Consider the following 21,543-nt stretch of genomic DNA (forward strand, 5'->3'; position numbering starts at 1 on the left):
GCAGGAGCTGATGGTTTAACGCGTTGACGCCGCCAGCGTAGTGCCTGCCAGAATAAATATGCCACCCGTTGAGCGGTTAAACATCTTAATGCGGCGTGGGTTGGAAAACAGGCCCGATAAACGGCGGCCGGTGCAGGCATAGATAAACATGATGCTGAAATCGAAGAAAGCCCAGGTTACCGCCAGAATGATGAGCTGTAAGGCGTGCGGCGCGCTGGTATCGATAAAGTTTGGGAACAGTGCAGCGAAAAACAGCAGATCTTTTGGATTGCTGATCCCGACCAGAAAGCCTTTGCGGTATAGCGGAAACCATCCCGGAGCCCCTGTTTCCCGCACGTCCTGCTCCGCTGTGGTCATATCTTTGGAACGCCATGACGCGATACCTAACCAGATGAGATAAACCGCACCAATAATTTTTAATGCGATAAATGCAGTGGTTGACGCGGCGAGGATGGCACCTAACCCCAATGCTGAACAGGACATCAATATCATTGCCGCGCTGACTCCGCCGAGTACGGTTGCTGTTGCGCGTGAAGCGCCGTAGCGTAAACCGTGCGACATGCTGATTAAGGCAGAGGGGCCCGGAATGGCAATCAGGGCGATGATGATTCCTGTATAAGCCAGCCAGAGGTGAAGGCTCATGATTTCTCCTGCGTGTCGTTCACGGTGAAAGCGTCATTAAAAACGGTGATGTCGAGCAATATGTATTCACATACATATCGATATTTTCCAACGCGTGATAGTAACAGAAAAGGGGCTGATGGCGCGCTCCCTCTTTATCAACATTCTGTTGCTGACGCTGGTGTGGGGCGGATCATGGCTGTAACCACGCCTGATGTTATTCCTTCACGCTTAAATCGATATCGCCAAAATAGCGTTTCTGTATATTGGCATATATGCCTTTTTGGACGATATTTTTCAGCCCCTGATTGATTAGCTGTTTTGTTTTTATATCATCTTTGCGTATGCCGTATGCGGAACCAATACTGAATAAATTAGCATCGGTGACTTCCGGGCCTTTTAGTTCAAAATCCTTGCCCTGCGGACTGTGTAAAAATCCAAATGTCAGAGCAACGGACGGGCACAGCGCGCCTTCAACTCTGCCTGAATATAAATCCTCATAAATGGCTTCTTGGTCAGGATAGCTTTTAACTATGACTCCTGCGGGCAGCCAATATTTGTTGGCGTAAGCTTCCTGAATAGTGCCTTGCTGTACCGCGATATTTTTCCCGCGCAGCACATCTACATTGGGAAGAATATTTGCCTCTTTCCTTGCGACAAGTTTAGTGGGGGCGTGGAAAACGTAGTTACTGAAATCTATCGATTCCCTTCTCTTACGCGTCACCCCAAGCGGTGCAATAACGTCTATTTTTTTCGAGAGAAGGGCGGGAATCTGGGAATCGAATGTGTTGACGATATAGTCGCATTTTGCATTTATTGATTGGCAGATGGCATCGGTCACCTCAATATCAAAACCCGATGGATTACCATTTGTACTCATGCTCTGAAAAGGAGGATAGGTCAAATCGACGCCAATACGCAGTATGTCCGATTTTGCACATGCAAAGGGCGAAATAGCAAAAATGGCAACGATTTTCAGGAAAGATAATTTTCTGGACATAATAGTAACACCTCTTTTTAGTCGTATGAAATGAAGATGAATATTCCGATCTTCATATCATCAGTGATCGGACTTGAGCGGATTGGGTGCCGCAATATCATTCAGGCATATTCGAAAAACTGACGTTAATTTACACTTGAAATTATAATCAATTGTTATTATTTCTTTTCGGAATGTAATATTGAGAAATCGATGATGTCCAGACGTGTAAATAATAAATCGATTCCAATCGATAATTTAATTTTTTTTGCGGGGAGTCTTACTTGTAGGTAAACCGATAATCGACAATATAAGTGCCGAGTTTATTAACTCGTGCGGTGATCCATAACTCATCCATGCCTTGTCTTCTTTTTTTAAACAACGTCTCTCTATTGGTACACTGATCCTACCCACCTAATGTGGACACGGCCCTAAGCGAGGTTCTGGTTTTCAAATTGTTCCGGGCTGAGTCCGCCACAGGCACTGTGACGACGCCAGCGATTGTAATCACACTCGATATAATTAAACACCGCTGTTCGCATTATTTCCCTGCTGACAAAGCGTTCGCCGTGGATACATTCTACTTTTAGCGAGTGAAAGAAGCTTTCCGCGCAGGCATTGTCGTAACAACATCCCTTCGCACTCATACTGCCACGCAGATTATGCTCATTCAGCATCGCTTGATAATCCGCTGAACAATACTGACCACCGCGATCGGTATGTACAATAACGTTTTGTGGACGCTTTCGCCTCCACAGTGCCATTTGCAGTGCATTACATGCCAGCGCCGCCGTCATTCGCGATGACATCGACCAGCCTATAACTGCACGCGACCACAGGTCGAGAACAACGGCAAGATAAAGCCACCCTTCATCCGTGCGTAAATACGTGAAATCGCCGGCCCATTTTTGATTCGGGCCGCTGGCGTAAAAATCCTGCTTCAATAGGTTCTCTGATACTGGCAACCCATGTTCACGGTAGCTGACCGGGCTGAACTTCCGAGCCGCTTTCGCTCGTAGTCCCTGACGACGCAGGCTGGCGGCAATGGTTTTGATGTTGTAGGCCGGAAGCTCATCAGCAAGACGTGGCGCACCATAGCGCTGTTTTGCGTCACCGAATGCCTTACGGACCGCGCCATCGCAAGTGAGACGGAACTGCTGACGCGGGCTTATCTGATGGCGGCGCACTCGCCAGGCATACCAGCCGCTGCGGGCAACCCGAAGCATACGACACATGGTCCTGACAGTGAATTCAGCCCGATGTTTTTCGATAAAGACATACTTCATTTCAGGCGCTTCGCGAAGTATGTCGCGGCCTTTTGGAGAATGGCCAACTCCTCATCCCGCTCAGCCAGTTGTCGCTTAAGGCGGGCATTTTCAACGGCAAGCTCGCTCTCACGCTCTGAAGAAGTCATTTGTTGCTGCTGTTTACTGCGCCAGGCATAAAGCTGTGACTCGTACAGGCTGAGTTCACGGGCTGCGGCAGCAACACCGATGCGTCCAGCCAATTTTAGGGCTTCATCGCGAAACTCTGGCGTATGCTGTTTACGGGGCTTCTTGGTTGATACTGATTTTGTCATGTGAGTCACCTCTTACTTGAGAGTTTACTCACTTAGTTGCGTGTCCACTATTGTTGGGGAGGATCACACAGCTGTTTAAATTGACCGGTATGCACATCTTTAATCCATAAACCTGCTTCGCAACGACTACTTTTCCCTTTGGATGGCCCGGGAAAAACAATTTCATAGTCGGATGTGTAATTAATCACGTCATCGGGGAACAGATAAACGTATACGTCAAAAATATTAACGATGGAAAGAAATCCCAAAACAAAGCCACCTAGGAACATTTCGAGCATGTGTTTTAGTTTTTTCTTTATCGATTGAGAGTAGAGCGCTCGGACAGAAAAAATCAGCCCCAGAACGAGTCCAAAGGTAAGATAGAGGGCGAAGTCTGGAAGTGTCTTTATCAATATTGTGCTACGCGACAGATTCGAAGCCCAAAGCATGTACCAGAGAATCGGTAACATGATGGATAAAACGAGGAGAATAACGAGAAAATCCTTGGATAATAAATAGGTTATCGATTTTTTATAGAGACGTTGCATCTATCCATGACCTTGTATCAACAGCTTGTTTTGTTGGTATGTTACATGACTTTGCCACTTAGAGAACCAAGATGGTTACTTGTTATTGCTTATTGGCCTATGCGCTACTGCTTAATAAAATAAATCATTATATTCAACCCATTGTCGTTGTAGGGTATTACCGCAACAATACAAGGCTATTTAATTTATTCAGAAGGGTTCGTTATAAACCACTTGATACTAAATAGCCTCACCTATTGTTGCTCCATTTTAGCCCTGTCGTGCTGGGGGAAGTTGAGGTAAATGGCTATCTTTATTTTTTAAAATGTTAATTCTGAATCCAGATCTGTAGTGTGTACCTAAACGTATACCAGTACAGATAACTGTGCTTCGTGATGTTCATATTTTGAACTCTTTCGAAGAGGGACTTTGACAAAACCTACGCAATAAAAAAGAATTATGGAAAAACTGATTGTAGTATTCATTTTTTAATCTAACTGATTAATGATTTATATAGTGATGACTATGTTGTTAGTTGACCTAAACTAACTAACCAGCTGTTATTAAAAGTCTTTCTTCTAAGAAAATATTAGTCTTAAGCAGCGCAGATATTCCAGAGGTACTATATATGTAATGAACATTGAAAATAATAGGAAGTCCTGTAAGTATGCCTTGCTAAAATAAAATGACATAATTTTTTTAAAATTAAAGTGTTGTTCTATTAAAAATAGCATATTAAATATCATAAGTTATTTTGTGAATTAAAGTAATTAGCGCTGTGTTATTTAGTGTTGTATCTTTTATTTTTGTATGAGGTTTTTTTATATGTAAGTTTAAAGTTTTTTCAATCGACATGAAATGTATGATTAAATGTGTTATAAAAAGTTTTTTAATAACAAGTTTTCTATGTGTTTATATCTTGCAGTGTGCTTTTTAGAATGATTGCTATCCGCAATGATTGGTTTGGGGTATTTAAGGTATGCAATGCATTTCGATTCAAAAAAATCTACTGAATCGCTTTTTATTTTCTCTATTCCTAAAGTCCCAATCATACCACTACCGTAATAAGCACAGCTTAGATAACTAATAGATATTATATTTTTAGGTACTAATTGGTTTAACATAACAGCTAATACTTGTTCCCGTATTTTCCTTCGTAGCGTTCGCTCATAACGTTGAGTTATGGTTCTAACAAATTGTTGCTCTATAGTGCTTGCTCCCTGATATTTCCCATATAATATGCGTAATTTTATAACACGCAGTATAGCCAACAGGTCAACACCAAAATGAAGGCTGTTTCTGTGATCTTCTGAAATCACTAATGCTTTTATTAATTGGTTCGTGATTGATGAATTTTCATTTCCTTGCGTTGCATGAATATACGTTAGACATTTTTTCAAATCTTTAATAAGTGGTTTGTAATTAACCAGTTTTAAGAGGAATATTATTGTAAATATCGGGATGGTGAAGAGTGCGAAGGATGTTCTGTAAATTTTGAATCTTGACATATTATAGAGCCTTTTGAATCTGCAGAACTTGAAAAGAAACTTCCACTGAACAATTTTGATTCTCTTTTTTTCCAAACTTTCCATTTGAATGGATCGTTATTTTTTAAATAGATATAGTGAGAAAAGGATCTTAAACTGCCATTTTCTTCAATGTGTATGTGTATCTTATGAGGTCTTAGATATCGTCTTTCTATTCTTCCTGTTACTTTTCCTCTACTTCTGAATTTTCCAGTATACAACCAATCTCCCTTGATAGGGGCTGTCTCTGCTGTTTTTTCAGAGGTTCCCTCTATAATGCTTCCATCAGAGTAAATTATTAATGTATAATAAATAATTATGTTTTTGTATGGATTGTAAGATGATTCTGTTGTCGTTGATTTAAGATAGAAAACTCCAGATAATTTTGGCGGTATTCTGAAAAATTCTTTTATGAAAAACAATATAAAAGCAACAATAATAGCTGAAACGATAGAACCATAATTATCAGGTTGATGAACTACTTTATTTATATAATTAAATGTTAAGGAAGTGAATTCAAGAAAATTGCAAATAATCATAATAAATCCTAACTATTTATGTTATAAAAACACTGGGTTCTCAGCATTGCGCTCACAGCATCTTTCATTAAACCATTGAAATCTTATTTAAGTAATATGAATATAATATCCTTAAAATATCTCATTTAAAAGGGTTCTAGAACAATTAATTACTTTATCTATTTATTTTAATTAAGCCTTAAAAAACATATAGTTAGTTTGCAGGCGGTCATGAGATGGTTAGGAAGATGAAAATTTTTAGATCTACCGTCTAATATTGATAAACTGGCCTGATTCGGTTTTATTGAGTAAGTAATTTAGGCTTAGTACTTCGGCAACCAATCCACCTCACTGTCGTCGTTTAATGTAAGATTAGTTTGCACATTCCCTGATTTGTCTTGCGCTTCAAAAATTCAATCTCATACTCCTTTAACGTTTGCGGCACTGCCCGACCAAAAGCCGTCATGCTCATAGGGCGCTCATGCCCTCGCGCTTCCATCATACACGAAAGGTAAGCGTGATAGAGGTACTTGCGCGGGTTAGCAGGATGCCAATATAGAGGGCATTAGTCGCACTGGCAGACAGCAGGTAACCGCAGAAATCAACTAAAGGATCGGCGCTGCGTTTTATCTCCAATGCCTCATTGGAATTCTGCTGTATCTGTAACAGCGCGTGCGTCATCGGGAACGGCAAAGCGTTGCATCAAGTGGTGAACAATGATGACCAGTTCCTGACCTATTTTCTCTACTACGGACACAAAAAAAACCGCAGGGCTTGCGCCATGCGGGTTTTTCGTACTTCATCGGACTTATCTGGTAATACCCGATGTCTAAATTGGGCTGGGGAATCTGAATAATTCACATAACATCATGATATTTATGTTTTAAGTATGAGTTTAGACTTTGTTGGTATACCTAAACGTATACCAATGCAGAAAAGTGATAGGTTTTTTTGCTAACGTTCTCACCCTACTAGCCCCACCTTTTTGTTACCTCAATCTATGACGATTCTTTGATAAGTACACGTGAATATCACTTTTTAGTGGTATTGGCGTCAACTTGACGGATGGCTTCTATTTAAGTATACGTGAATAACACAATTATGTGGTTTTCATGTGGACTTATGAATGGACAGGATCACTGCTATTGAGCGTTTAAATGCTTTCGATAAGCAAGGGCGTTATGTCTTCACCTCCCGCGATTTAGCCAAGATTTTCCATGAAGATACGCCCAGAGCGTTTAATGCTGGGCTAAATCGTTTGGTAAAAGATGGCATTCTTACCCGTGCGATTCGCGGCGTGTACGTTTACAACCATGCCAAAAGCAAAGATGCCTATACGCTTGAGCGCATCGTGTTAGCGCTACGCCGTGGTGAATATAACTATCTTAGCCTTGAATCCGCATTGTCTGAATATGGTGTGATTTCTCAAATCCCGATTGACCGGATCACGGTGATGACTACCGGACGTTCCGAAGAACATAAAACGCCTTTTGGGGTGATTGAATTTACCCATACCAAGCGGCCCCCAGAGCAGATTTTGCAGGATACCTATTTTGGCAATTCCCCGTTACGGCAAGCGACGAAGAAAACCGCCGTGAGGGATTTACGCCGCGTTGGGCGCAATACCCACCTGATTGACGAATCGGAGCTATATCATGAATCAGAAAGTTAACTTTGCCGAATTGGTCAGCAAAGCGGTGGAATCAGCCGAGCTTGAAGGCTTGCGCAATGTGGTGGAGAAGGAGCTTTTGCACTACGACATCCTCTATTGTTTGGATAATGCGGGCTTGCTGGAGCAGCTTACTTTTCAGGGAGGGACATCGTTAAGGCTGTGTCATGGCGCAAACCGCTATGCGGCGATTCCTGCCACAAGCAGTATTTGATAGAACGTTAGGGAGTGAGGCTTTTAGCCAATATTTAAGCAGCGAATTAAAAGCACTCTTAAGTGCGTTACAGCAAGCGTTAAAAGGAGAGGGCGGGAAAGTGCCGTTCGTCATGTAAGCGTCAGTAGCCAAAATAAAAAGATTTTGCACAAAACTGTTCACTCTCTTCACTATGGTTTTTTATTTTTACTAATCAATACATTAATGGGTGATGAGTTGGTGAACAGGTGACGAGTGACTCATCACCTTGATGGCAGATAGGCCATATAACAAAAAGCTGTAAATGTAAGATATTCGCGCTTATAGTCGGTCTTTGGCTGCTTGATAAACCTCTGAGCGTTCACGCTTGCCCACAGCTAAAACCAGTACTACGATCTCATGCTCAAGCACTTGATACACTAGCCGATAGCCAGCGGAACGAAGTTTGATTTTGTAGCAGTCAGCCATTCCATGAAGTCGGTTGGCGGGAACGTGGGGATTTTGTAAAACCGCTTTCAGCTTTTTGGTGAACAGCTCCCGCACGGGTGCACCCAGCTTCTTAAATTCTTTCAGCGCGTGCTCTTCAAACTCCAGCTTATAACTCATCCAGATCGACCTTCACACGTTTCCCCTTCATCCGGGAGCGGGCAATTTTGGCAAGTTCGATATCTTCCTGATAGTCGGCCAGCGCTTCCCATGTTTCCGGGGAAACATAATAGCCAGAGATACGGCCATTGGTTAACACGGCTACAGGCTCGCCGTTAGCTTCTTTCAACGCTGCATTGGGCGATTTTTTAAAGTCGCTAATACTCACGGCAGCATTGGCAAGAATAGGTTGCACGGACATAATCAGCCTCTTTTAAGTATGATATTTGATACTTAATTTAGCACTTAATCAAAAAATCAGCAACGCTATGGTATAAACGTGACACCAAATAAAAAAATTTTTCACAAAACTGTTCACTATCTTCACTACGGATTTTTATTTCTATTAATCAATTAATTACATAGTGATGAGTCGGTGAACAGGTGATGAGTAACTCGTCACCTTTGAAGTGTTTGGACGTAAAAAAACCGGCCGGAGCCGGTTTTGTCGTTTCTGGTGTCTACCTCGCTATCTCGCATTTGGGCAGCCAGTCAGCGTCGGATTCGTCTTTCAGTTCAAGGTTAGTCTGTATGCCCTGATTGGTTCGCCCCTTGAGATACGTCTGCCCATATTCCGACATCATGTTCGGCAGCACCTTACCAAACGCCGTCAGGCTGATAGGCTTCTGGTGGCCGTGCGACTCCATAAAGGACAGGTAGGCATGGTACAGGTATTTACGCGGGTTACGGGGCGTGATGTTGGCGTTGCCCATATACAGCCCGGTGGTGTCGCCATGTGCCAGCAGGTAGCCGCAAAAATCAACCAGCGGGTCAGCCTGCCGTTTGATTTCCAGCGCCTCAGCGGAGTGTTGCTGTGCCTGTAACAGCGTCCGGGCATCGTTCGGGTCAGCAAAGCGTTTCATCAGGTGACGCACAATCACCGCCAGTTCTGCGCGGATTTTCTCTTTCAGCTTGGGGTCGCGTTCGCTGGCCGGGATGGTTTCGCCGAAGTGGATAATCACCCGGCGACGGGACACGCCGCCGCTGCGGTCGCTAAAGCGCATCGGCGAGTTATTGACGGCCAGAATCACCGCCGGAATACGGGTGGAATAGGCATCACGGTATTTCGGGTCAACCATCACCGCATCGCCGCCGGTAATGGCTTTAATGCCTGCACCGTCACCGCTCCATTTTTCTTGGTCAGGCAGGACGATTAACGAGAAGCCGATAATCGACGAGCGTTCACGGGACGATTCAATGGTGTTGATGGTCGCCGCCGTGGTGTTGTCCTCCCCGGCCAGCATGGTGGCAATTTCTGCCAGAATACTTTTTCCACTGCCGCCGGGGCCGGTGACCTCAAGAAACAGTTGCCAGTCGTAGCAGTTCGCCAGCACCATAAACAGCGCGGCCAGAATACGCTCCTGCTTATCCGCGTGGTTCCCGGCGGCACGGGTCAGCCAGCGCCAGAAGTGCGGGGCGTTATCCGCAAGGTTTTCCCCAGCCTTAAACGGCGTGTAATCCACATCATTGACGGTATTCAACCAGTGCTCCCGGCGATGCGGTTTAAATTCACCGCTGGCAGTATCAAACACCCCGTTACGAAAACCGATTAACCGGCGCTGGGGCTTCTCCTGCGTCGGGATAATCAGTTTCAGGGTGTCCAACACGCTGCCAATGCCGGACGCGGTAAAGGGGGCGTGTATCTTCTGAAACAGCGCTGCGATATCCCGGCTTAACAGGCGATAGGGCAACACTTTCCACGCACCATTCTGATACTGGAAGAAGGTTTCCACGAAGGCGTCAATCGCCAGTGTGTCGCGGTAGTGGTCGCGTATCTTCTCTGCTTTCTCGCTGGCGCTCATGGCCTTGAATTCAGCCTCGCCCAGCGACGCAAACGGGCTGACTGGCTCCGGCTGGGTAAACACGTCCAGGTGCTGCCGGGTGGCGTCAGCACCCTCGGCACGATAGACATCATTCCAGTCACCAAACACCGGCGGCAGCGCGACACGGCCATTCACAGCCGCGGCGGCTTGTTCGGCTTTGGTCTGGCCGGTGCCGTTCTCGTCCCGGTCAGCGGCTATCAGCAGCGTGACCGCCGGGTGGCGGGTTTTCAGCTCACGGGCAAGGGACGGCAGGTTGTTGGCACTGAGCGCGACATACACCGTATCACCGGTTAACTGATGCAGCGTTAAGCCCGTGGCGTAGCCCTCAGCCAGCCAGATAACGCTGGCCTGCTTACCGCTGAAAGCGTGAAAGGTGCCTTTGACCTGTCCACCTTTTAACGTGCGCTTGTCACCCTGTGCATTGATAAGCTGGAGATTCACCACTTCACCGTCCGGTGTGGTCAGCGGCACCAGTACATCGCCGGGCTGATAGGTGATACCGCCCACGCGCAGCGGCTTACCCTGTAGGGTTGGCACGGCGCTATCCGGCCAGCCTTTGACGCTGAGATACGCGTTGCCGGGTTGTGTCACCGCCTCTTTCAGTTTCGCCTGTGCCTGAACCGCCGCCCGTTGCCGGGCGGCCTCGCTGTCTTCTTCATCGGGTGTTGACGCTGCCGGACTGTCCGGCAGATCGCCCAGCCATGCGCCCACTTTCAGGGCGGCTTCTGTCGGCGTCAGCTTCAGCACTTTTTCAACCAGATTCAGGCCATCCCCCGCGCCGCACTGGTTACAAATCCATGTGCCGCGCCCTTCCTTGTTATCGAAGCGGAAACGGTCTGTGCCCTCGCACATCGGGCAGGCGGTATGCTGCCCGGTGGCATCAATGCGGATACCCACTGCGGGGAGCAGTTGCGGCCAATGGCCGCTGGCGCGTTTCACAGTCTGTGTCACGGTAAGGTGTGCCATGCGTTGCCCCTTAATGTAGTGTGGTGGTCGGGGTCGCCGCTGTCGCGCACTGGCACAGCTCCCCCATGATGATGTGCCCCAGCACGGTTAGCCGGGGTTTATCGGTCAGTAAGGTGGGTTGCACCATATCACCCAGCATGGCGCAGGCGATTTCCATCCCGGTGGCGGTGCCGTGCTCACGCACGTGTGCGCCCTCCAGCTCCAGCGCAATGGCGATTTCCAGTTCGGTTAAGTTGCAGTTCAGGGCAATGCCGGTTTCCCGGCAGTTATCCAAATAGGCCTGTGCCACGGCGCGACGGTACACGGCAGTACGCACTTCCAGCGGAATACAGGACTGATTATTGATGTTCATTGTGCTGTCTCCCGTGCGGTGAAAAGGTGGGCTTCACAGTGGGTCATGACGTGGCCTATCTGGTCAGTCAACAGCGCCACCAGTGCGGCCATATCATCGGCCGGTAGCGTATTGGGTTTGGCGGCGGTCATGCCGCATTGCTGGGCATCCAGCATATCGAGAAACATCACGCCGACGCGGTGCGCATGAGACAGGCGCAGGTAGTCAGCATGGGAAACAGGATAGGTATCATGATTATTGAGACGGGCGGCTAAGGTATTCATGCGCTCACCCCGTTCTCGGTTTCGGACGCTTCCGGGCTTTGCAGCGTCGTCGCCAATAATTCCAGCCGTTCAGCGAGTACAAACGTCAGCACCTCTTTGGCTACCGGGTTATCCAGCTCAATCACGGCGTGCGTCAGGGCGCGGCACTGGTCGGCGATTTCATCAAGGGTCAACGGAGTAGAATCAAACATGGCTAACCCCCTGAGCAGGCAGACGGCCAGCAAAAGACAGCACATAGTCACGCGCCAGTAAACGGCGGGCGCTGATTTCATCCGGAGCGATAACAGCTTCACGGTGCGGTAAGGCGCGTAATTCGGCGCGGCGCACGGCCAGAAACAGAAAGGTAAATTGCGGGTGTGACGGAGTGAGGGTCGTAGCCATGTGGGAGTCTCCAAGTTTAGCTGATAACAGCTACCACCGGAGTTCCTACACTCATGGGTGGTAGCCCAGACGGGGGTAGGAATACCGGCAACCTTGGAAACCGGCCAGCCCGAAGGCTGCCCCGCCTGAGCCACCATTGTTTGGATGCAATAACGGCGTAAAACATGCCGCACAACATGCAGGTGTGCTAAGGCTACGACACAAAAAAAGACGCAAGCGGCGTCTGGTGTCGCCAAGATTAAACACGGGTTCCTACGCCCGGCTGTCGATTTTGCGACAGCAGCGAGACTATAACGCCAAAAAGCCCCGGCAGGCAAGCCGGGGAAACGGATAAATTGCGCAGTCATGAACAGCCTCAGCAGTTGGTCAGCGCATCACCGGCACGGGATGCACAGTAACGCCGGGGTGAATCAGAAGCGGCGGGCGTCGGTGCAACGCTCAGCAGCAACGCGCCGAAACGCTGTTCACGGGCGGCAACGGTGGCCGGATTACGGATGGCGGGAAACAGTTGATCGCACAGGCTGAGGGCTTCCCGTTCATCGAGTGTGACTGACTGACCGGCGATAGTTAAGGTGATCATGCGTGGTTCTCCTGTTGACGGGCGGCGATACGCTCAGCCACCCAATGATGAATTTCGGACTCAACCCATGCGACGTTCTTTCCACCCAGTGGAACACGGGCGGGAAAAACTTTGCGGCTGCTCAGTTCGTACAGCGTCGAGCGGGAAATGCCGGTGACGTGCAACACTTCCGGCAGACGCATTAAGCGCTCTCTGACCGGATGAAGTGGCATCGGGGGCATAGCAGGAATAGGGGCTAGGGGTGTGGCTGACAACATGTGATGCTACCTCGTTAATGTCCGCCCGGGTCTGGCCGGATGGCGCTGGATTGCTCTGGTAGCTCGCTATTATGTGAATATTTTCGGAGACCGCAACAAGGTGCTGTTGTGCTATCGGTGAGCAAAATACGGTCTATTTTTTCCACCAACTGTTAATAAAGGGCAATAAAAAGCAACGAAGGGCAGCGTGATTTATTCAATAAAAATATAAGTGTTTGTAACTATCGATAACCCACTTATCTATAGGAAATAACATCGTAAAACAGGCTCGCCAGAAAAAGGCTCAAAAAAACGGGTGAACAGTGTGAACACTCGGTGAAGAGTTTTTTACCGACTATTCACCTCTTTATTTATTGATTTATCTATTCTTTTCTCTCAAGTGAAGAGTAGTGAATAGTTTTATAAAAGAGTTAGTTCTAAATCGAGGAAACCGCCTAAGGGTGAGATTGTTTTGTGTGGTCGATGGCAGGACAGGCTCAGATAGCGGGGGTTGTGTGGTGAATTGCACAATAGCCACCAGACACTAACCCCATACAGAGAATGACAATGAGCCAGACAACCACATCAGACACGAAACCGGTTAATACCCTGCCGGATACGCTGACAAAAGCGACTGACTATTACCTGAAAATGCGGGAAGCGCACACCGTTAACGCGGGTGAGCTGGATAACATCGATACCGCCATTGCGCGTGCCAAAGAGCAGAAAGCCAACACGGAAGCGGAAAATCAGCTTTCCGATACCGACTGGCGTGCGCGTTTTCTTGCCGCACGTGGCGAAATGACGGAAGAACTGAAAAATCAGCAGTTACAGCGGCTGGCACAGCGTGAGCTAGCGCAGGAGTATGACGGCTTGCTAGCACAGTTGGAAATAGAGCAACTGAGACAGAAAGCGAAGTGTCACTCATCAGCAAAAGATTGCTCTAATGCTCACGCCAGCGCCCTACGTGACTACGCTGAATGGGAGTTTAATCAGGCGTTAAATAACATCAGTACAAACCTGATCCGGGCGATTGAGTTAAAGCGGCATATGCTGGATATCACCACCTCTGAATTTACCCTAAATAGCTGTTCCAAATAGTAGATCACCAGAAGGGAACTCAGTCCGATTTAAGCGATCTGATCAATCGCTGAATATCCCAAATCACCAACCGGACTGAGTCATGCCGATCATAGCACCGATACCCGACGCCGAAAGGTGTCTGATGCAAAAAACCATCCATAAAACATGTGATAAAAACTATGCCCGCAGACTCACCGCGATGTTGATGCTTCATCGTGGGGACAAGATAAGTGACGTTGCCAAAACGCTTTGCTGCGCACGTTCATCGCTGGGGCGCTGGATTAATTGGTTCACACTTTACGGGCTGGAAGGCCTGAAATCATTACCCTCAGGTCGTGGCCGACGCTGGCCGTTTGAGCGCATTTGTGTGCTGTTGCGTCAACTGATTAAGCATTCGCCGGAAGATTTTGGTTATCAGCGTTCTCGCTGGAGTACTGAACTGTTAGCAATAAAAATCAACGAGATAACCGGGTGCCGTTTTTTACGAGGATGAGGTCGATATCCATCTCAACCCCAAAATAGGTGCTGACTGGCAGCTACGTGGTCAACAAAAGCGAGTTGTTACGCCAGGGAAAAACGAAAAATATTATCTGGCTGGCGCGTTGCACAGCGGCACAGGAAAAGTCAGTTACGTCGGCAGCAGCAGTAAAAACTCGGGGTTATTTATCAGCTTGTTAAAACATCTAAAAAGCACGTACCGGCGAGCAAAAACGATCACGCTGATCGTTGATAACTACATCATCCATAAAAGTCGTGAAACGCTTCGTTGGCTGAAGAATAACCCAAAATTTATTGTTATTTATCAACCAATTTACTCACCGTGGGTGAACCACGTAGAACGGTTATGGCAGGCATTACACGACACAATAACTAGAAATCATAGCTGTCGTTCGATGTGGCAATTACTGAACAAAGTACGCTATTTTATGAAAACGGTAAGCCCATTTCCTGGCAGGAAGCACGGTCAGGCAAAAGTGTAGCGATATTAGGATCAGCTATTTAGGAGTCGCCTATCAGAAGCCTGAAAAAGTGGTAATGGATTTGATTGTTGAAAAGCTGAAGGTGAAAGCGAATGACTACCGCTTTGATATGAGTAACGAGCCAGTGCTGTCATCGCTGGGGCTGAACTCCCCTTCACTGCCGCATGCCGATTTCGCACCGGTATCCAGCCCGGCAAAACGAATGATATTTTCCCGTGAATTGAAAGAAAAAGAAGAGGCATTAAAAACACGGAGCCAAAAATTATGATGCATTGCCCGTTCTGCGGCCACGCTGCTCATGCCCGCACCAGTCGCCCGTTATCGGAGAACGTCAAGCAGCGTTATCACCAGTGCCGGAATATTGAATGCTCGGCAACCTTTCGGACACTGGAATCAATAGAAGAAATTATTCAGCCATCGAATAGACGAGATCTGCCAATACCGGATATTCCATTATCACCGGCTATGCAGAAAAAATATAAGGATTACCCAGCCTCAGCCCTACGGAATTAATTAGCCAGATTATGGTTTCATTTCCGCCAATATCAGGACGTCGCCCGCCACTGCGCGGGCTTTTTTGCGAGCTTTTTTCTCTGGCTAGCGATTTTTTGGCCGTACATGCATACGGTGCATGGATTTGCATGCAATACTTACCCCCGAATCTGCCCTACAGCGCCAGTATTGGCGCGGCCTGAACGCTTCCATGCAACTGCATGAAATGCGCTACATAAAGCGGGCAGGCGTGGCGGGGATAGCATTGCGCGCTAGTGGTTGGTGATTTATTTTATAGCTTTGCTGGCGTAGCTGCAGTGGTGGTACTCAATACGTTGAAAGTCAGAAATTATGCTGGTATTGATTTTTAATTAAGCTGATATAAATAGAAAATATTAAAGGAATTATTTGGATATGAAAAACATTAAGTTTTACGGAGAGTCTGTTGATGAACACCGTAAGGGGGTGATAAGAGTTGATGGAGAAGATTATCCTGCGGACTTGAAAATAACACAGTCTAATATAGAAATTCGTTTTTTCGATTTTAGTTGTAAAATGAACCGGGATTTCTCAGACCTTCTCAACCTCAAAACCGCAGTTTTTAATGGAAGTGGCGGCTTTTTTCGCCTTTTTGGCATGGAATTAAATGAAAGCTCCTTTAGGTTTATTGAACCATCCAATAGTTTTAACGATTATACCTTCTCGGCAAGTGGTTTTTTATATTCGAGTGCTAACTTAAACGATATTGAGATGTATCAAGTATTGAGCTTTTATTCAAGTGGAATAAAAAATTGGTTGGGGAATACTGAAAAATTAAATAAAATAATAAATCGGTCTATTTTAAATAAATTACCTGAACAGGAAGATTTAGTTGAATTTGAGAGGGGTATTAAAGATGTAGGTACAGTAGGTGGCTATTATGGATATAGATATGGTGGTTTAGATGGCTTACATACCGTAGGCATGTCAGTTACACCACACATAACATTGCATCTTGAAAACAAAGTGGACTTAAACGGACTGCTTGAGAGATATACTGATCTCTATATGCTTATGAGGTTTTTAATTGGGAGACAACTCGATTTCACGGATGTTAAGGTTCGTGTGAGTGAAAACAGCAGGCACAGTGACATTAGCCTTTACTTTCCAGAAAGAAAGAGCATCAGCAGTGAATTGCATAATTCGATGTCACTTCTCTATTCTTCAGTATACAATGACGGTTCTGAAAAAAAATTCCCGCTTCAAATATTTGATAATTATTTTCATGGCAAAGAAAATGAAACTAATTTGCTAGTTAAGAAATTTATTAATTATTCTCTTATAGATAGTGATGAAGAGAGGTTTTTAGGTTTTTATCGAATAATAGAAAGATCAACGTTTAAACAATCTTATTATGTTGATAAAAATAAGCTATCGGTATTACTTGACCGTTCAAGAAGTATACTCCAAAAAACATTCCATGGCTCATCAATTAGTGAATTCAAAAGAGCAGTGATGAGGGTGAATGGTAGCAAGGAAAACACTGAGACATGCATTCGGCATTATATAAAAAACCTACCTGAAGAGTTTGTGGTTGCTTTGGGGCTTGATAAAATAAAGATAGATGCATTATGTAGAGTCAGAAATAATATAATTCATCAACCTTTGTTTTCTGTGTCTATTTCTAAACTGCATGACTGTATGGTTATATCAAGAATATTGGCATTTGTTATACTAATGGAGAAGTTAGGTATACCTTATGGTTTGATTGAAGAAGTAGCTAACTTGAATAGATGGAAGGGGGGGATATCATATTTAATCTGAGGGTTTCTTAGATATTATATATTTATTCAATATTAAAAATTGGCATATTTATTAATCTGCCAATTTATTTAAATTATTTTTTTACTACCTTTCCCCACCAAACCATCAATTCTTTCCGCTGTTCAAGATAGGTAGAGCGGTTATAAGCCCGTCTAACTTCATTCTTATCACAATGCGCTAACGCTGCTTCAATCACATCAGGATTAAAACCAGCTTCATTCATGGCTGTGCTGGCTATTGAGCGTAAACCATGTGCGACCAGTTTGCCACCGTAGCCGATGCGTTTTAACGCAGCATTCGCGGTCTGGCTGTTCATGGATTTTTTAGGATCGTTACGGCTTGGGAATACGTGTTCGCGGTTTCCGCTGATAGGGCGCATGATATCGAGCAGTTCCAGCGCTTGATCGGAGAGCGGAACGATATGATCGCGCTTGGCTTTCATTCGTTCAGCCGGAATGCTCCACGTTCTTTTCTCTATATCGATCTCTACCCATGCCGTCGCGGAGGCTTCTGCCGGGCGAATCAGCGTCAGCAACTGCCATTCTAATAAGCAACGGGTCGGAATGGACAGGTTAGACATGGCAATGGTGCGCATCAGCTTAGGGAGTTCTTCTGGCCGGATAGTCGGCATGTGCTGCTTTTTCGGGCGCTCAAAGGCCATACCAATGCCAGAGGCGGGGTTAGCGTCAATCAGCCCCGTATTGACCGCGTAAACCATGATTTCATTGATGCGCTGTACTAACCGCCTGACTGTTTCCAGTGCGCCACGGGCTTTAATCGGCTCTAGCGCCTGTATCAGCGTGCGGGCTTTGATTCCTTGTACCGGGATATTCTCAATCGCCGGGAGTACGTCTTTTTCCAGCGATCGCCAAATGTCTTTGGCATGATCCGCACTGACCTTGGTCTGCTTCAACGTGAACCAATTACGCGCCACATTGATGAAGATGCTTTCTATCGCGATTTGTGCTTCTTCGACTTCCTTAGCCACTTTTTCCTGTGGGTCTATTCCTTTGGCTAACAAAGACAGTTTTTCGTCTCTCATGGCGCGTGCGTCGGCTAATGACAATGCCGGGTAAGTGCCAAATCCGATCATAGTGCGCTGGCCGGTTATGGGTTTCTGGTAGCGGAACCGCCACAGCTTTTTACCTGTGGTTTTGACTAAGAGGAATAACCCGTTGCCGTCATGTAACGTCAGATCTTTGTCTGTCGCTTTGGCTTTTTGTACTTCAGTGTGGGTGAGGGAGCGGGTTGTCCGTGCCATGGGGGAATATCCTTCGTGATTGGTATACGCATGCAATTGGTATACGCCTTTTGGTATATATCCTACCGTATACCAATTCGTATACCAATAATCTCTGGATTCAGGCGAATATCGTCGGACAATGACGGACACAAAAAAGCCCGCAGAGCTTGCGCCATGCGGGCTTTCCGTACTTCATCGGACTTATCTGGTAATACCCGATGTCTAAATTGGGCTGGGGTCCCTGTGATTATACTTATAATAAATTGATTTTTATCGTTATTTTGTTATGGTTTTTAATTGAGGGTTCAATAAAGGAACCAAAGAAACACTATGAGCAAAGTCGTATCGTTTTTCAGCGTTAAAATCATCGATTGTGCCGATGCTGAGGAGTTGAACTCACGACAAGCATCAAAATCTATTAGGATCAGAGATAGCATATTTAAAGGTCAGTGGTAAATCTTACACCTACCCAAATCTTTTTTAGCCTGAAGCAAGATGAATAGCAGATAATAGTGCAGAATTTAAACGCAACGAAATTAACTAGATGATAAATAAGGTAATATTAAATAACTTAAAATAGAGCGAAAAATAGCACTTTTTGCAAAACAGCTTCAAAGCCCGCAGCAACTGGCTTTTTCTACTCCCATCTCTAATCTGCCTAAAAATCCACCACCGCTTGATCAATTCGTGCTTTTTGAACGTTGATCGTCATAAGCGATCTGAAGATACTACCTCCATCAAAACAACAATGGAGAAATGTATGACCAAAGCAAAAAGATTTATCCGTTTACCTGAAGTGCTGGAAAGAACCGGATTTTGTAAAGCTTGGATTTATCGATTGATCAGTCGTGGTGAATTCCCTGCGCCTATAAAAACAGGTGACCGAGCAATCAGGTTTGTAGAAAGTGAAATAGATGCATGGATTGATGAAAAGATATATTTCTCAAGAAATAAAGTCGCCTGAATGTTATTGCATTCTTTTTTGATTTATTCCTGACAGATTACATCATTAAAAGTGAAAGCATCTCAAAATCGCGTATAGAGCGTTTTAGAGCCACATATGAAAAATATCATTTATTTAAAATAAAAGACTGGGTTTTTATCTGGTCTTTTTTGTTTTTTATCTAATCGTGTTTTTAAAATATTTTTGATTTTATCTATTGACTGATGTTATAAATGTATTTATATAATATAAAGATACAAAAAATTAAAAACTCTTCGCCGACTTTTAACTTATGTTAAATACCACTTCCAGAAGATTTTAATCTTTAATAAAGCAATAACGCTAATCCTATGTATCGGGTATAAGAATGAAGGTTCCTCAAGTGTTTGGCAATTCTTATGTTATTGTGGCAGTGCCGGATGACGCGTAGCTGCCAACCTGAATCGCACAATCTAAAAAATTTACAAATGGTAGTATAAACTCTTTAGTAAAACGAGAGTCGTTTGAAAGTTTAATGATTTGTGTTTGCGCGGGTCGTGGGGGAAGTATCAGGATGGAAACGTTCTGAATATTTTCAAGGCGCAATGAGCATCTCCTATCTCTCTCTTTTAGCCTTTTCGGCGTGGGGGGTAGGGGGGGAATGCTTAAAGAAAAACTATTTCCTCCTTCGGAGGAAAACTACTACGGCTGAAAGCCGCCCCGCTAAAACACAAACCCCAAAACCTTAAAACAAAAAACTTTTAAATTAATTAATTAGTACTACTAGTACAAAATTAATTTCAATAAAAACAAAGGTTAAACCCCCATATAGAGAAATATAAAAAGTAAGGTGCCATTTCATAAGGCACTAATATAAGAAATGTCATGTTATTGATAAAATATAAAAGAAGTCGGATTATTCCAACTTCTTTTTAAAGATAAAATGGTATTTTATTTAAATTAATCTAACAACCCGCGAGAAGCTTTGCTTGCCGTTTGTCTAAAGGTATAGCGTTCAACCACATCACCTTTAAACCAGATCTCAAGTTCTTTCATGTGCGCTGTGCTGCTATTCTTCAATAACGCTAATCCCGGTATGTAATTTGAAATCTGAGATTCACCGGACATAACGGAATATCCCCACATTTCTTTACCATCGTTAGTTTCTTTAGTCTGAGGTTCTCCATAAAGTTGAAGGATATCTTTTTGAGTAGTTTTACCTTTTATAATTTTAGAAGCTATATTTTGCTGCGTTTCGTCTTTAATGGAATTGTTTCCATAAACAGTACAACTCGCTAAAGGGAGAATAATAAATACTGCCGCAATCAATTTTTTCATGTCAACTCCATATATAAATAATAAAACGCAACAAGGTTATAAAACGTATTTATTAAAAATGAGAAGCCAGCGATCGCAGATCTCCTGATTGGTCGATGATGTTTTGTTTTTCATTGGTAGATTGATTTTCCATGAAGGATTTTTTATATCATCTGTAAGTATAAAAATACCGGAACGCTGATTAGCTAACATTTGTTCATTACTGTTAGCTCCAGCGGACTTTATCATAGAGTTTAGATTATTACCTGCGTTATAAATTTTTCCAGCTTCGGATAGCGTATAATTTATTTCCCTGATGTTGTCGTATTCAAAAGTGCTATCTTTATCTGCATTGAAAATACGCACTGTGCGTTTTTTAGTATTAATGACTATACCGGTGTTTTGGCATTCATATGAGAGAATATCACCATCTAATATCTCTGTGTAAGTATTGAGATGCCTTCTTTTCTTAGGGCCAAAGTAAAAAAGCTGGCAGAGAATCAGGATAAAAATCACTGCCCAAAAAAGAAAAATAATGTTTTCGGTTTTCATAAAATTTCATTCCTCATAGAGTGATAGTTTTTAGCTTAATCATGAAGATACCAAGGTGATTCGCCCGGTCTTCCACGCTCCGAGCATAACATGAGGAGGGCTGCTCTCAAGTAAAATGATCGTTATTACAGATCAATTATTTAATATTGATAGTTTTTAACGATTAAAAAGTGCTTATCGATCGGTTTTTTAATTGTTTTAATCGATCAATGGTATCATTATGATAGGTGGTAACTATCATTATATCGATTTTGATCGATATAAACGATACGACGGCAGGTGGAAATAAACCAACACTATCAATTGGTTAAAGT

The 21,543-nt window shown here is 44.6% G+C and carries 21 protein-coding genes and 8 pseudogenes; 8 read left to right on the plus strand and 21 right to left on the minus strand.

Annotated elements, in window-relative coordinates; genetic code table 11:
• Positions 1–15: 15 nt before the first annotated feature.
• The 6 genes and pseudogenes from DCX48_17205 to DCX48_17230 all read right to left on the minus strand — a co-directional run bounded on the left by DCX48_17205 (position 16) and on the right by DCX48_17230 (position 6,432).
• On the minus strand, positions 16–642 hold the full coding sequence (locus DCX48_17205; protein ID QXE16101.1) for a LysE family translocator: 627 nt from the start codon (positions 640–642) through the stop codon (positions 16–18).
• 196 nt (positions 643–838) lie between these two features.
• The gene (locus DCX48_17210; GenBank protein ID QXE16102.1) at positions 839–1,621 is read right to left on the minus strand and encodes an ABC transporter substrate-binding protein; all 783 of its coding nucleotides are present in this window, start codon (positions 1,619–1,621) and stop codon (positions 839–841) included.
• Between the two features lie 410 nt (positions 1,622–2,031).
• Positions 2,032–3,179, minus strand: a protein-coding gene (locus tag DCX48_17215) for an IS3-like element ISPeat2 family transposase (protein ID QXE16103.1) whose coding sequence is annotated in 2 segments (ribosomal slippage) — positions 2,032–2,924 and positions 2,924–3,179 — 1,149 coding nt in all. Because the reading frame shifts where the segments join, the coding sequence is not laid out codon by codon here.
• 65 nt (positions 3,180–3,244) lie between these two features.
• Positions 3,245–3,706: pseudogene (locus DCX48_17220) on the minus strand (hypothetical protein).
• 854 nt (positions 3,707–4,560) lie between these two features.
• The gene (locus DCX48_17225; GenBank protein ID QXE16104.1) at positions 4,561–5,277 is read right to left on the minus strand and encodes a hypothetical protein; all 717 of its coding nucleotides are present in this window, start codon (positions 5,275–5,277) and stop codon (positions 4,561–4,563) included.
• A gap of 775 nt (positions 5,278–6,052) precedes the next feature.
• Positions 6,053–6,432: pseudogene (locus DCX48_17230) on the minus strand (hypothetical protein).
• 423 nt (positions 6,433–6,855) lie between these two features.
• Here DCX48_17230 and DCX48_17235 point away from each other — a divergent pair.
• Together DCX48_17235 and DCX48_17240 are read left to right on the plus strand one after the other, a co-directional pair.
• Positions 6,856–7,401 carry a hypothetical protein gene (locus DCX48_17235; protein ID QXE16105.1) on the plus strand — a complete coding sequence of 182 codons (546 nt, stop codon included), beginning with the start codon at positions 6,856–6,858 and terminating at the stop codon, positions 7,399–7,401.
• Positions 7,385–7,585, plus strand: a pseudogene (locus DCX48_17240) (nucleotidyl transferase AbiEii/AbiGii toxin family protein). The gene DCX48_17235 and the pseudogene DCX48_17240 overlap by 17 nt, the downstream one beginning before the upstream one ends.
• A 327-nt stretch (positions 7,586–7,912) precedes the next feature.
• Here the strand turns inward: DCX48_17240 and DCX48_17245 are convergent.
• The 10 genes and pseudogenes from DCX48_17245 to DCX48_17290 form a co-directional block, all read right to left on the minus strand.
• Positions 7,913–8,197: a type II toxin-antitoxin system RelE/ParE family toxin gene (locus tag DCX48_17245; GenBank protein ID QXE16106.1), complete on the minus strand. Its 285-nt coding sequence runs from the start codon at positions 8,195–8,197 to the stop codon at positions 7,913–7,915.
• A complete protein-coding gene (locus DCX48_17250) occupies positions 8,187–8,438 on the minus strand; it encodes a prevent-host-death protein (protein ID QXE16107.1) in 252 nt (83 codons plus the stop codon). The genes DCX48_17245 and DCX48_17250 overlap by 11 nt, the downstream gene beginning before the upstream one ends.
• 259 nt (positions 8,439–8,697) lie before the next feature.
• On the minus strand, positions 8,698–11,025 hold the full coding sequence (locus tag DCX48_17255) for a DNA primase (GenBank protein QXE16108.1): 2,328 nt from the start codon (positions 11,023–11,025) through the stop codon (positions 8,698–8,700).
• Positions 11,026–11,035: 10 nt separating this feature from the next.
• The gene (locus tag DCX48_17260) at positions 11,036–11,377 is read right to left on the minus strand and encodes a hypothetical protein (GenBank protein ID QXE16109.1); all 342 of its coding nucleotides are present in this window, start codon (positions 11,375–11,377) and stop codon (positions 11,036–11,038) included.
• Complete coding sequence (locus DCX48_17265; GenBank protein ID QXE16110.1) at positions 11,374–11,640, minus strand: hypothetical protein; 267 nt, start codon at positions 11,638–11,640, stop codon at positions 11,374–11,376. Before DCX48_17265 ends, DCX48_17260 begins: the two co-directional genes overlap by 4 nt.
• Positions 11,637–11,831, minus strand: coding sequence for a hypothetical protein (locus DCX48_17270; GenBank protein ID QXE17286.1), 195 nt, complete (start codon positions 11,829–11,831; stop codon positions 11,637–11,639). The genes DCX48_17265 and DCX48_17270 overlap by 4 nt, the downstream gene beginning before the upstream one ends.
• Positions 11,824–12,021 carry a host cell division inhibitor Icd-like protein gene (locus DCX48_17275; GenBank protein ID QXE16111.1) on the minus strand — a complete coding sequence of 66 codons (198 nt, stop codon included), beginning with the start codon at positions 12,019–12,021 and terminating at the stop codon, positions 11,824–11,826. Before DCX48_17275 ends, DCX48_17270 begins: the two co-directional genes overlap by 8 nt.
• Positions 12,000–12,368 (minus strand): annotated as a pseudogene (locus tag DCX48_17280) (hypothetical protein). Before DCX48_17280 ends, DCX48_17275 begins: the two are co-directional and overlap by 22 nt.
• An 8-nt stretch (positions 12,369–12,376) precedes the next feature.
• On the minus strand, positions 12,377–12,601 hold the full coding sequence (locus DCX48_17285) for a hypothetical protein (GenBank protein ID QXE16112.1): 225 nt from the start codon (positions 12,599–12,601) through the stop codon (positions 12,377–12,379).
• Positions 12,598–12,858, minus strand: coding sequence for an AlpA family transcriptional regulator (locus DCX48_17290; GenBank protein ID QXE16113.1), 261 nt, complete (start codon positions 12,856–12,858; stop codon positions 12,598–12,600). Before DCX48_17290 ends, DCX48_17285 begins: the two co-directional genes overlap by 4 nt.
• Before the next feature lie 546 nt (positions 12,859–13,404).
• Here DCX48_17290 and DCX48_17295 point away from each other — a divergent pair.
• A pseudogene (locus tag DCX48_17295) lies at positions 13,405–13,911 on the plus strand (capsid size determination protein).
• On the opposite strand, the pseudogene DCX48_17300 reads toward DCX48_17295, so the two are convergent.
• Positions 13,896–14,076: pseudogene (locus tag DCX48_17300) on the minus strand (hypothetical protein). The pseudogenes DCX48_17295 and DCX48_17300 overlap by 16 nt on opposite strands.
• On the opposite strand from DCX48_17300, the pseudogene DCX48_17305 reads away from it, so the two are divergent.
• From DCX48_17305 to DCX48_17315, 3 genes and pseudogenes are all read left to right on the plus strand, one after another.
• A pseudogene (locus tag DCX48_17305) lies at positions 14,021–14,900 on the plus strand (IS630 family transposase). The pseudogenes DCX48_17300 and DCX48_17305 overlap by 56 nt on opposite strands.
• Before the next feature lie 22 nt (positions 14,901–14,922).
• Positions 14,923–15,168 (plus strand): annotated as a pseudogene (locus DCX48_17310) (capsid size determination protein).
• Positions 15,165–15,413, plus strand: coding sequence for a hypothetical protein (locus DCX48_17315; GenBank protein QXE16114.1), 249 nt, complete (start codon positions 15,165–15,167; stop codon positions 15,411–15,413). Before DCX48_17310 ends, DCX48_17315 begins: the two are co-directional and overlap by 4 nt.
• Here DCX48_17315 and DCX48_17320 read toward each other — a convergent pair.
• On the minus strand, positions 15,364–15,543 hold the full coding sequence (locus DCX48_17320) for a hypothetical protein (GenBank protein QXE16115.1): 180 nt from the start codon (positions 15,541–15,543) through the stop codon (positions 15,364–15,366). The two genes, DCX48_17315 and DCX48_17320, sit on opposite strands and share 50 nt — an antisense overlap.
• 263 nt (positions 15,544–15,806) lie before the next feature.
• Between DCX48_17320 and DCX48_17325 the strand changes: the two genes are divergently transcribed.
• Positions 15,807–17,195 (plus strand): hypothetical protein, encoded by a 1,389-nt coding sequence (locus DCX48_17325; GenBank protein ID QXE16116.1) that lies wholly within the window; start codon positions 15,807–15,809, stop codon positions 17,193–17,195.
• Between the two features lie 73 nt (positions 17,196–17,268).
• Here the strand turns inward: DCX48_17325 and DCX48_17330 are convergent, their stop codons facing one another.
• Positions 17,269–18,456 carry a DUF4102 domain-containing protein gene (locus DCX48_17330; GenBank protein ID QXE16117.1) on the minus strand — a complete coding sequence of 396 codons (1,188 nt, stop codon included), beginning with the start codon at positions 18,454–18,456 and terminating at the stop codon, positions 17,269–17,271.
• Positions 18,457–19,198: 742 nt separating this feature from the next.
• Here DCX48_17330 and DCX48_17335 point away from each other — a divergent pair.
• Positions 19,199–19,402 carry an AlpA family transcriptional regulator gene (locus tag DCX48_17335; protein QXE16118.1) on the plus strand — a complete coding sequence of 68 codons (204 nt, stop codon included), beginning with the start codon at positions 19,199–19,201 and terminating at the stop codon, positions 19,400–19,402.
• 918 nt (positions 19,403–20,320) lie between these two features.
• Here DCX48_17335 and DCX48_17340 read toward each other — a convergent pair.
• Both DCX48_17340 and DCX48_17345 read right to left on the minus strand, forming a co-directional pair.
• Positions 20,321–20,698 (minus strand): hypothetical protein, encoded by a 378-nt coding sequence (locus tag DCX48_17340; GenBank protein ID QXE16119.1) that lies wholly within the window; start codon positions 20,696–20,698, stop codon positions 20,321–20,323.
• Positions 20,699–20,734: 36 nt separating this feature from the next.
• A complete protein-coding gene (locus DCX48_17345) occupies positions 20,735–21,229 on the minus strand; it encodes a DUF4755 domain-containing protein (protein ID QXE16120.1) in 495 nt (164 codons plus the stop codon).
• Positions 21,230–21,543 lie beyond the last annotated feature (314 nt).

Source organism: Pectobacterium atrosepticum, assembly GCA_019056595.1.
Classification (GTDB): domain Bacteria; phylum Pseudomonadota; class Gammaproteobacteria; order Enterobacterales; family Enterobacteriaceae; genus Pectobacterium; species Pectobacterium atrosepticum.

Bases quoted from the DNA above. Each gene is read 5' to 3' on its own strand.
- DCX48_17205 (QXE16101.1), bottom strand. From the start codon at position 642: ATGAGCCTTCACCTCTGGCTGGCTTATACAGGAATCATCATCGCCCTG.
- DCX48_17210 (QXE16102.1), bottom strand. From the start codon at position 1,621: ATGTCCAGAAAATTATCTTTCCTGAAAATCGTTGCCATTTTTGCTATT.
- DCX48_17225 (QXE16104.1), bottom strand. From the start codon at position 5,277: ATGGAAAGTTTGGAAAAAAAGAGAATCAAAATTGTTCAGTGGAAGTTT.
- DCX48_17235 (QXE16105.1), top strand. From the start codon at position 6,856: ATGGACAGGATCACTGCTATTGAGCGTTTAAATGCTTTCGATAAGCAA.
- DCX48_17245 (QXE16106.1), bottom strand. From the start codon at position 8,197: ATGAGTTATAAGCTGGAGTTTGAAGAGCACGCGCTGAAAGAATTTAAG.
- DCX48_17250 (QXE16107.1), bottom strand. From the start codon at position 8,438: ATGTCCGTGCAACCTATTCTTGCCAATGCTGCCGTGAGTATTAGCGAC.
- DCX48_17255 (QXE16108.1), bottom strand. From the start codon at position 11,025: ATGGCACACCTTACCGTGACACAGACTGTGAAACGCGCCAGCGGCCAT.
- DCX48_17260 (QXE16109.1), bottom strand. From the start codon at position 11,377: ATGAACATCAATAATCAGTCCTGTATTCCGCTGGAAGTGCGTACTGCC.
- DCX48_17265 (QXE16110.1), bottom strand. From the start codon at position 11,640: ATGAATACCTTAGCCGCCCGTCTCAATAATCATGATACCTATCCTGTT.
- DCX48_17270 (QXE17286.1), bottom strand. From the start codon at position 11,831: ATGTTTGATTCTACTCCGTTGACCCTTGATGAAATCGCCGACCAGTGC.
- DCX48_17275 (QXE16111.1), bottom strand. From the start codon at position 12,021: ATGGCTACGACCCTCACTCCGTCACACCCGCAATTTACCTTTCTGTTT.
- DCX48_17285 (QXE16112.1), bottom strand. From the start codon at position 12,601: ATGATCACCTTAACTATCGCCGGTCAGTCAGTCACACTCGATGAACGG.
- DCX48_17290 (QXE16113.1), bottom strand. From the start codon at position 12,858: ATGTTGTCAGCCACACCCCTAGCCCCTATTCCTGCTATGCCCCCGATG.
- DCX48_17315 (QXE16114.1), top strand. From the start codon at position 15,165: ATGATGCATTGCCCGTTCTGCGGCCACGCTGCTCATGCCCGCACCAGT.
- DCX48_17320 (QXE16115.1), bottom strand. From the start codon at position 15,543: ATGCAAATCCATGCACCGTATGCATGTACGGCCAAAAAATCGCTAGCC.
- DCX48_17325 (QXE16116.1), top strand. From the start codon at position 15,807: ATGAAAAACATTAAGTTTTACGGAGAGTCTGTTGATGAACACCGTAAG.
- DCX48_17330 (QXE16117.1), bottom strand. From the start codon at position 18,456: ATGGCACGGACAACCCGCTCCCTCACCCACACTGAAGTACAAAAAGCC.
- DCX48_17335 (QXE16118.1), top strand. From the start codon at position 19,199: ATGACCAAAGCAAAAAGATTTATCCGTTTACCTGAAGTGCTGGAAAGA.
- DCX48_17340 (QXE16119.1), bottom strand. From the start codon at position 20,698: ATGAAAAAATTGATTGCGGCAGTATTTATTATTCTCCCTTTAGCGAGT.
- DCX48_17345 (QXE16120.1), bottom strand. From the start codon at position 21,229: ATGAAAACCGAAAACATTATTTTTCTTTTTTGGGCAGTGATTTTTATC.